General features: G+C 74.5%; 9 protein-coding genes. 4 read left to right on the plus strand and 5 right to left on the minus strand.

The window, feature by feature from the left end:
- Positions 1 to 44: 44 nt before the first annotated feature.
- The 3 genes from bioD to ACWD5O_RS21500 are packed head-to-tail and all read left to right on the plus strand — an operon-like array spanning position 45 to position 3,073.
- Positions 45 to 749: a dethiobiotin synthase gene (gene bioD, locus ACWD5O_RS21490; protein ID WP_450086326.1), complete on the plus strand. Its 705-nt coding sequence runs from the start codon at positions 45 to 47 to the stop codon at positions 747 to 749.
- 54 nt (positions 750 to 803) lie between these two features.
- Positions 804 to 2,399, plus strand: a complete 1,596-nt coding sequence (locus tag ACWD5O_RS21495) for a sensor histidine kinase (protein ID WP_450086317.1) — start codon at positions 804 to 806, stop codon at positions 2,397 to 2,399.
- Positions 2,396 to 3,073: a response regulator transcription factor gene (locus tag ACWD5O_RS21500; protein WP_354963041.1), complete on the plus strand. Its 678-nt coding sequence runs from the start codon at positions 2,396 to 2,398 to the stop codon at positions 3,071 to 3,073. Before ACWD5O_RS21495 ends, ACWD5O_RS21500 begins: the two co-directional genes overlap by 4 nt.
- A 29-nt stretch (positions 3,074 to 3,102) precedes the next feature.
- Here the strand turns inward: ACWD5O_RS21500 and ACWD5O_RS21505 are convergent, their stop codons facing one another.
- The 5 genes from ACWD5O_RS21505 to ACWD5O_RS21525 all read right to left on the minus strand — a co-directional run bounded on the left by ACWD5O_RS21505 (position 3,103) and on the right by ACWD5O_RS21525 (position 7,671).
- Complete coding sequence (locus ACWD5O_RS21505) at positions 3,103 to 3,903, minus strand: ABC transporter permease subunit (protein ID WP_450086318.1); 801 nt, start codon at positions 3,901 to 3,903, stop codon at positions 3,103 to 3,105.
- Positions 3,900 to 4,832: an ATP-binding cassette domain-containing protein gene (locus tag ACWD5O_RS21510; RefSeq protein WP_450086319.1), complete on the minus strand. Its 933-nt coding sequence runs from the start codon at positions 4,830 to 4,832 to the stop codon at positions 3,900 to 3,902. Before ACWD5O_RS21510 ends, ACWD5O_RS21505 begins: the two co-directional genes overlap by 4 nt.
- Positions 4,833 to 4,921: 89 nt before the next feature.
- Positions 4,922 to 5,770, minus strand: a complete 849-nt coding sequence (locus ACWD5O_RS21515; RefSeq protein ID WP_450086320.1) for a polysaccharide deacetylase family protein — start codon at positions 5,768 to 5,770, stop codon at positions 4,922 to 4,924.
- Between the two features lie 35 nt (positions 5,771 to 5,805).
- Positions 5,806 to 6,993 (minus strand): cytochrome P450, encoded by a 1,188-nt coding sequence (locus ACWD5O_RS21520; protein WP_450086321.1) that lies wholly within the window; start codon positions 6,991 to 6,993, stop codon positions 5,806 to 5,808.
- A 9-nt stretch (positions 6,994 to 7,002) separates the two neighbouring features.
- Positions 7,003 to 7,671, minus strand: a complete 669-nt coding sequence (locus ACWD5O_RS21525) for a class I SAM-dependent methyltransferase (RefSeq protein ID WP_354963036.1) — start codon at positions 7,669 to 7,671, stop codon at positions 7,003 to 7,005.
- Between the two features lie 150 nt (positions 7,672 to 7,821).
- On the opposite strand from ACWD5O_RS21525, the gene ACWD5O_RS21530 reads away from it, so the two are divergent.
- Positions 7,822 to 8,706: a hypothetical protein gene (locus ACWD5O_RS21530; RefSeq protein ID WP_354963035.1), complete on the plus strand. Its 885-nt coding sequence runs from the start codon at positions 7,822 to 7,824 to the stop codon at positions 8,704 to 8,706.
- The last annotated feature ends 196 nt before the right edge of the window (positions 8,707 to 8,902 follow it).

Genomic DNA, 8,902 nt, shown 5'->3' on the forward strand with positions numbered 1-8,902 from the left:
CAGTCGCGAACCGAGTTGGCACTGTGAGCGCGTGGCAGGGGGTGGTGCTGGTCACCGGTACCGATACCGGTGTCGGCAAGACGGTGGTGACCGCGGCGATCACCGCCGCCGCGCAGGCCGCCGGGCTGCGGGTGGCCGTGGTCAAACCGGGTCAGACCGGTACGGCCGGCGGTGAGCCCGGCGACGTGGACGCGGTCAACCGGCTGGCGGCGCCGCTCACCGGTCGCACCCTGGCCAGCTATCCGGACCCGCTCGCGCCGCTGGCCGCCGCCCGGGTCGCCGAGCTGCCGCCGCTGGAGCTGTACACCGCCGTGGACGCTGTCCGTGCCGAGACCGACAAGCACGACCTGGTGCTGGTCGAGGGGGCGGGCGGACTGCTGGTGCCGATGGGGCTGCGCCCGTCCGGTGAGCCGTGGACGATGGCCGACCTGGCGGTGTCGCTCGGGGCGCCCGCCGTGGTGGTCGCCCGTGCCGGGCTGGGCACCCTCAACCACACCGCGCTGACCCTGGAGGCGCTGGACCGCCGGGCGGTGCCCGCCGGCGTGGTGATCGGCGCCTGGCCGAACACGCCGGAGCTGGTGCACTGGACGAACCTCACCGACCTGGTGCCGAACCTGCTCGGCGCGGTGCCCGCCGGTGCCGGCGCGATGGACCCGGGGGTGTTCCGGCGCTCCGCTCCGGGCTGGCTGACGCCGTCGCTGCACGGCGTGCTCGACGACTGGCGTGCCTGGGCCGAGGAGAGCGGCTGAACACCTCACTTTCGTCAGTGTCCGCCCAGGTCGAGCGTGGGTAGCGTGGCCGCCGTGAGGATCGCGAGGTGGCTGGCGGACGGGGCGTCGGGGGTGGTGCGGCGACAGGGTCTGGCGGATGCGCTGCTCTGGGCGGTGCTCGCCGCCCCGATCGGGTACGCGAGGCTGACCCCGCCGCACTCGCGGCACAACCTGGAGTTGCTGCTGGCTGGGCTGACGGTGCTGGCCGTGGCGGTGGCACTGGGACGGCGTCGGCCGCTGGTCGGGCTGCTGCTGGTGGTGCTCGGGTCACTGGTCGACGGCAACTTCGTGTTCGCCATCCCGGTGTTCAGTTACCTGACCGGGCGGCGCAGCGCCGGGGCGGCCCCGGCGGCCGTGCTGTTCGGCGTGATCGCGGTCGGTGGCACGACGCTGAACCTGGGTTTGCTCGGCACCGGGGCGGGCACCTGGCTCCTGCTCGCGTCGGTGCTGCTGTTCGCCGGGGTGTTTCCGTGGCTGGTCGGCCGGTACCGCCGGCAGCAGCAGGAGCTGGCCGACGCGGGCGGCCGGCACGCCGAGGCGCTGGCGCGCGAGCAGCGCGGCGCCGCCGAGCGGATCCGGTTGCGTGAGCGCGCCCGGATCGCCGAGGAGATGCACGACTCGCTCGGTCACGACCTCAGCCTGATCGCGCTGCGCGCCGCCGCGCTGGAGCTCGCCCACGACCTCGATCCCGGGCACCGTGCGGCGGTGGGGGAGCTGCGGACCAGCGTCGCCGCCGCCACGGAACGGCTGCACGGCATCATCGGGGTGCTCCGGGAGGAGGGCGGCCCGGCGGGGCTCCGACCGGCCGGCGAGACCGTCACCGACCTGGTGGACGGGGCTCGGGAGGCCGGGATGGCGGTGCGGCTGGACGCGCCGCCCGGTGCCGTGGAGCTGCCCGGGATGACCGGGCCAGCCGCGCACGGGGTGGTCCGGGAGGCGCTCACCAACGCGGCCCGGTACGCCCCGGGCGCCCCGGTCACCGTCACCCTCGCCCCCTTCGGGGACGGGATCGAGGTGCGGGTGCGGAACGGGCCGCCACCGGCCGGCCCGCTGCCCAGCCCGCCGTCCTCCGGCAGCGGTCTGCTCGCCCTCGCCGAGCGCGTCCGGCTGGCCGGCGGCGTCCTGGACACCGGTCCGCACCCGGACGGTGGTTTCGCGGTACGGGCCCGGCTGCCGCTGTCCGCCGACGCGGCGGACGTCGTTCCCGCCGAGCCGTGGTCGGCCGTGGTTGCCGAGCCCGGTGTGGTGACCGGCGGTGGTGCGGTCGACGGGGTGGAGCGGCCGGTCGACGCCGCGCGTCGGCTGCGCGAGGCCCGCCTCCGGGTACGCCGCAGCCTGTTGACCGCGCTCGCCGCCCCGGCGGGGCTCGCGCTGGCCCTGTCGCTGGTCTACTACTCGTTCGCCACGGCCGGCACGGTGCTGGACGAGTCGGCGTTCGACGGGATGCGGCCCGGCACGGCGCGCTCCGATCTGGCCGATCTGCCCCGTCGGGCGCTCACCCCGCCAACGGGCGCGGAGAAGGTCGGTTGCGAGTTCTACACCGACGGCAACTTCCCCCTCGCCGAGCCGACCTGGCGGCTCTGTTTCACCGATGGCCGGCTGGTCAGCAAGGAGCGGATCGCAGGATGACCACGGATACCTTCGCGGCCACGCCGGTTCGGGTGGTCCTCGCCGACGACGAGGCGATGATCCGGGCCGGCGTCCGCGCCATCCTCGCCGCCGACCCGGGCATCGAGGTGGTTGCCGAGGCCGGCGACGGGCGGACGGCCGTGGAGCTGGTGCGCGCGCACCGGCCCCGGGTGGCGCTGCTGGACATCCGGATGCCGCGCCTGGACGGGTTGGCCGCCGCCGCCGAGATCCGCCGGGTGGCGCCGGACACGGCCACGCTCATGTTGACCACCTTCGGTGAGGACGACCACGTGGCCCGGGCGCTCGGGCACGGTGCCAGTGGGTTCCTGCTCAAGGCCGGCGACCCGCGCGAGCTGATCGCCGGGGTGCACGCGGTCGCCGAGGGCGGGGCGTACCTGTCGCCTCGGGTGGCCCGCCGGGTGATCGAGCTGGGCGCCGGGCGGTTGGCCCGCCGGCCCGCCGCGCGGGACCGGACGGCGGGGCTGACCGAGCGGGAGCGGGAGGTGCTGGCCCTGGTTGGGGCGGGGCTGTCCAACGCGGAGATCGCCCGCCGGCTGCACCTGGTGGAGGGCACCGTGAAGAGCTACCTGACCAGCATCTTCACCCGGCTGGATGTCCGTAACCGGGTGCAGGCCGCGATCATCGCGTACGAGGCGGGGCTGGTCGACGGCTGAGCGGGGGCCCGGGAGCCCCCGCTCAGCGCTCAGGCGTCGCGGCGGCGCAGCGCGGCCCGGCCCAGCAGCAGCGCCGCGCCGGCCCATCCGGCGAGCAGCAGCAGCCCGATCACGGCCGGGTACGGCTCGGTGTCGCCGGCCATGAAGTGCGCGCCGGCCACGCCCGGGAAGACGTCGGCGATCCGGTTCAGCACGGTGATGTCCGGTTCCTGGAGCGACAGCGGCACGATCATCAGGGTGGCGAAGAGCACGGTGAGGGTGAGCACCGCGCTGCGCAGCGCCGCGCCGAGGCCGAGCGCGAGGACGCCCACCAGCGCCAGGTACGTCGCCACGGCCACGATGTCGCCGATCGTGCCGGCGGCCGGTGCGCTGCCCCATTCGCCCAGCAGCGGCCGGGCGGCCAGTGCACCGATACCGCCGAGCAGCAGCCCGAGGGCGAAGGTGACCGCGCCGGTGACCACGGCCTTGGCCAGCAGCACCCGACCACGGGACGGGGTGCACTGCAGGGTGGTCCGGATGGTGCCGCTGGTGAACTCGGCGGTGATCGCCAGCAGGCCCAGCGCCAGCACCGCGTACTGGGTCAGCTCGACCGAGTCGATCAGCACGGTGCTGACGGTGACGATGCCCCGGTCGTCGAGCGGGTCGTCGTTGGTGTTGTCGTTGGCCGCGTAGATGGCGAGCTGTGCGGCGCTCGCGGCCATCAGCACCAGCCCGGCCAGCGCCGTCCACCAGGTGGTCCGCACCGAGAACAGCTTGGTCCGCTCGGCGGCCACCGCGCCGCGGAAGTCGGCCGGGGCGGGGCGGGTGTCCGGGATGGTGATCGTGCTCATCGTGCCTCGCTTACGGTCGGGCCGCCGGCGTACTCGACGCTGTCGGCGGTCAGTTCCATGAACGCCTGCTCCAGCGACGCGCCGTGCGGGCTCAGCTCGTGCAACCGCACCCCCAGCTCGTACGCCAGGTCACCGATCCGGTCCACGGTGCTGCCGCTGACGGTCAGCTCGTCGGGCCCGGCCGGCTCGACGGTGGCGCCGGTGGCGGTGAGGCGGGCGGCGAGGGTGGCCAGCCCGTCGGGGTGTGGACTGCGGACCCGGACGGCGACGGCGCTGCCCGCGATCACGTCGTCGATCGGCGCGTCGGCGAGCAGCCGTCCCCGGCCGATCACCACGAGTCGGTTGGCGGTGAGCTGCATCTCGCTCATCAGGTGACTGGAGACGAAGACGGTCCGACCCTGGTCGGCCAGCGAGCGCATCAGCTGCCGCACCCAGCGCACCCCGTCCGGGTCGAGGCCGTTGACCGGCTCGTCGAACATCAGCACCGGCGGGTCGCCGAGGAGTGCGCCGGCGATGCCGAGCCGCTGGCCCATCCCGAGGGAGAGGGTCCGGCCCGGCTTGGCGGCGGCGCGCCCGTCCAGCCCGACGGTGTCGAGCACCTCGTCCACCCGGCGCGCCGGGATGCCGTTGCTGCGGGCCATGGCCAGCAGGTGCGCCCGGCCGGCGCGGGCGGGGTGGATGGCTCGGGCGTCGAGCAGGGCGCCCACCTCGTGCAGGGGCCGCCGCAGCTCCCGGTACGCCCGTCCGCCGATCAACGCCTGCCCGGCGGTGGGGCGGTCCAGGCCGAGGATCATCCGCATGGTGGTGGACTTGCCGGCGCCGTTCGGGCCGAGGAAGCCGGTGACCCGGCCGGGTGCGACGTCGACGGTCAGCGCGTCGACCGCGGTGGCCGACCCGAACCGTTTCGTCAACCCACGTAATGTGATCATGCGTTGACGCTAGGCGTGCGGACCGCCGCCCCACTGCGCCCGAACGGCACCACCCGACCCTGACTTTCGTCAAGCCGAGGGCGGTTCGGTCACCGTACGTAGTCTTCCAGCAGCGCCGGTGTGAGCCCGGCCCGGTGGATGGCCTTCAGCGCCGCGAGAAGGTCGTCCATGAGCGCCGGCCGGAAGTGCATCAGCAGGACGTCGCCGGGCCGCACCACCTTCTCCGGGGTCTGGTAGCGAACGACCCCCTTGTGCACGGTCTCGGTCCAGTGGAAGACGGCCTTCATGCCGCAGTCGTGCGCGGCCCTCAGAGTGGTGGCGTCACGATCGCCGAACGGTGGGCGGAACAGTGTCGGGCGCTTGCCGAACAGCGTCTCCAACGTGTCCGCCGCCCCGCAGATCTCCTGCTTCTGGAAGTCGTACGACCTGCCGGGCAGTGACGCGTGCCTGCTGGTGTGATTCTCGACGACCCCACCCGCCGCCTCGATCTGCCGGAAGTAGTCGGTGTGTTCCGCCGCCGCCGGCGAGTTGAGGAACATGGTGACCGGGATGTGGGCCTCGCGGATGAAGTCGATCACCGCGGGCGGACGGGCCAGCGCGCCGTCGTCGATGGTGATGAAGGCGACCTTCTGCTCGGTCGGCAGCCGGTGCCAGAACGGGGCCGGACCGTTCGTGGGCAGCGGCACCGGTTGCGGTGGTGGCGCCGCGGGAAAGACCGGCACCTGCGACAGGTACCAGGCCAGGCTCCCGGGTACGGGCTTCTGCGTCGGCGACGGCGAGGTCGACGGTGTCGGGGGCAGGGCGGACGGGCTGGGCTGGGTCGCGGTGATCTGCCGGGCGTGGAATGTCTGGCCGGGGCTGGCTGCGCAGGGACTCAGCGCCAGCAGGGCCAGAAGTGGGACGACGACACGGATCCGACGGGCGGGGGTGGCTGACACGCCCGGAAACCTACCGAGTTGATGTCAGGAGCCGGTCAGCTCGGTGTGGTGATCCTGTCCTCCCGGCGACGGACGATGAAGGCGTCGGGCATCCGGAAGGTGAGATTGTCGGGACACCACGGCGCGCGGACCACGGTCGTTGCGTCGAGCAGCGGCGCGGCCTCGGCCACCACAACGGCCGCCTCCATCCGGGCCAGCACGTCGCCGACGCAGCGGTGCGCGCCCGCCCCGAACGCCAGGTGCCGGCGCGATCCCCGCTGGCCGGGGCGGAACTCGTCCGGCGATTCGACGACTGCCGGGTCCCGGCCGGAGCGGGCCAGCCAGAGTACGAGGCTGGTGCCCGCCGGCACCGCGGTCCCGCCCAGCGTGCTGTCCGCCGCCGCCACCCGGCGCCAGGTGACGATGGGCGGTTCCAGTCGCAGCCCCTCCTCCACCACGTCGGCCACCGTGACCTCGCCGGTGCGGAGCCCGGCCCGCACCGCGGGTTCGCCGGCCAGCCGGTGCAGGAGCAGGGTGAGGAACTGTGAGGTCGTCTCCTGCCCGGCGACGAGCAGGAAGAAGAGCGCACCGACCACGACGTCCGGCGTGTGCCCGGCCGCGCGGAGTTCGGCGGCCAACCCGCCGCCGGTGGCCGCGAAGTCGCGCAGCACGCCGTGGAACCGGCCCACCTCAGTGGCGAGCGCCAACTGGCGGTCGGCGTCCAGCGGCGCCCAGAACAGCTCCAGTGCGGCCCGCGCGAACTCCTTGACCGCGCCGACCGGCGCGTCCGGCAGCTCGACCAGTCGGGCCAGCACCAGCAGTGGCAGGTCGGCGGCGAGTTCCGCGTAGAGATCGACCGGTTCACCGGCGTCGAGCGTCGCGGTCAGCCGGGCGACCCGGTCCCGGACCAGCGCGGTGAGCCAGGGACGCTGCGCGGCGACCCGGGCGGGGTGCAGCGCGTCGGCGACGATCGACCGGATGGCCGGATGGCTGGCACCGGAGTTGTTGGCCAGGGTGGGCGGCAGCCGGAACCGATGCCCGGCGAGCACCCGCAGCGCCGTCACCGGCATCGGAGTCACCGCGTCCAGCGCGTTGTCCGGCCGGTAGGTGACCGGGTCGGCGAGGACCTCGCGGACCAGCGCGTGGCGGGTGACCACCAGGTGGCGTACGCCGACGTGGTCGGCCACCGTGGCCACGTCAGGCCACGGTGCCCCGACCGCGGACTCCCAGCTCCGGAACAGCACGCCGACACGCTAGCCGGCGGCTCCCGGCAGGCCGGCCCGCAAGCGCCAGACGGTGGTGCGCTTCACCCGGACGCTCTCCAGTGCCTCCGGCACCGGCACGTCGTAGTGGGCCAGCTCGTCGAAGCGGTCCCGGGGCAGGAACGCCCGACCGGGGTCCCCGACCAGCACCAGGGCGCCGGCGCGGGTGGCGCGGAGCAGGAACCGCAGCATCCGGCGGGCCATCGCCTCGCTGTAGAAGGCGTCCCCCGCGAGCACGACCTCGGCGTCACCGGCGTCGCCGTCGAGGATGTCGCCGAACTCGGCGTCGACGCGTACTCCGTTGGCCTCGGCGTTGAGCGCGACTGCCGCGACCGCCAGTTCGTCCACCTCGACGGCCCGCACCGACGCCGCGCCGGCGCGGGCGGCGGCGATGGCCACCAGCCCGGAGCCGGAGGCGAGGTCGAGCACCCGGCGGCCGGCGACCAGCTCCGGATGGTCGGTCACGTAGCGCGCGAGGGCCTGGCCGCCGGCCCAGGCGAAGGCCCAGAACGGTGGGGGCCGGTCACTGCTGAACTCACCCTCGGTCAGCTCCCAGAGCCCGATCGGCTCGTCCGCCTGGTGCAGCCGCACCTCCGGGACGAAGGCGACCGGGGCGAGCCGGGCGTGCAGCCGGACGAACGTGCTGGAGAGTTCGGACACCCGGGAATTGTCCCAGCGACCCGGTGTCCGGCGTGTCGCGGGGGAGCGGTGACCGGTTCACCACCGTCGGTGATAACCCGCCCCGTGCTTGCCGCCCGGTGCGAACACACCCGTCTGGTCGGGTCGAGGCCGCGCTCCTAGCGTTGCGGGGTGGGGACGACCGAACGGAGGACGGCGGTGGTGACGGTGTGGCGGTACGCGCTGAGGCTCGGGGTGGTGCTGGCCTGTCTGAGTGGCGTGGAGCTGGTGCTCGCCGCTCCGGCGCAGGCGGCGTTCACCACCGAGCTGAGTGGGTTGCCGGCTCGGTTCACGGCCGGCGACCAGGTGCGTACGGTCTCCGCGGTGGTCTCCCGGACGGACCGGCGCGGTGGATGCGTGAAGGTGCGCTGGTCGATGGTGCTCAGCGTGCAGGGCATCCGACTCGACCAGGTGAAGATGGACCGGGTGGAGGAGACCGGCGACTTCCCGCTGGAGATCCGGACCGAGGGCGACGTGGCCCGGCTGACCGACCGGCAGCTCGACCCCGGCACTCTCTGCCCGAACCGCACGGTCACCGCCCGCTACCGGTTGGCCTTCGCGGAGGACGTCACCGACGGGCGGGTCACCCTCGCCGCGGAGGCGTACGACGAGAACCTGCGCCTGCTGGCCCGGCAGACGGCCACCCGCTCGGTGGTGGGAGTGGGCGGCACCCCGAGCGCGGCGGCGGAGCCGACCGCGACACCGGCGGAGCCGAGCGACCCGGCGACCGAGCCGGCCGGGGCCGAGAGCGACCCGGCGGAGGAGCCGGTCGGCGACGAAGCGATCGACGCGGCCCCTCCCGCGGCCGGCGCTGGTCGTCCGGTGGCGCAGTCCGGCGGTTTCGGTCTGGTGCAGGCCGCGTTCCTGCTCGGCGGATTGCTGCTCTTCCTGGGGGTGGGGTTGCTGCTGCGGCTGCGTCACCTGACCCGAGCGGCGACCGCCGAGGCGGACGACCCACCGGTGGACCGGCGCTGGGAGCGCCCCCCGACCGACCGCTGGCGGCCGGCCCGCTGGTGACCGGGTCGTGGGGCCGTTGAGGATCTGTCCGGCGTTGGCCGGAGGGCCCGCTGGTGACCGGGCGCGTTGATCGGGGGCCGTTGAGGATCTGTCCGGCGTTGGCCGGAGGGCCCGCTGGTGACCGGGTCGCGTTGATCGGGGGCCGTGGGGGGGGGGGGGGGGGGGCCCGCCCCCCCCCGGTGCGGAGACCCCCCCC

Source organism: Micromonospora sp. NPDC005161 (assembly GCF_053599855.1).

Coding starts and splice junctions, on each gene's coding strand:
- ACWD5O_RS21500 (WP_354963041.1), top strand. CDS start 2,396: ATGACCACGGATACCTTCGCGGCCACGCCGGTTCGGGTGGTCCTCGCC.
- ACWD5O_RS21505 (WP_450086318.1), bottom strand. CDS start 3,903: ATGAGCACGATCACCATCCCGGACACCCGCCCCGCCCCGGCCGACTTC.
- ACWD5O_RS21510 (WP_450086319.1), bottom strand. CDS start 4,832: ATGATCACATTACGTGGGTTGACGAAACGGTTCGGGTCGGCCACCGCG.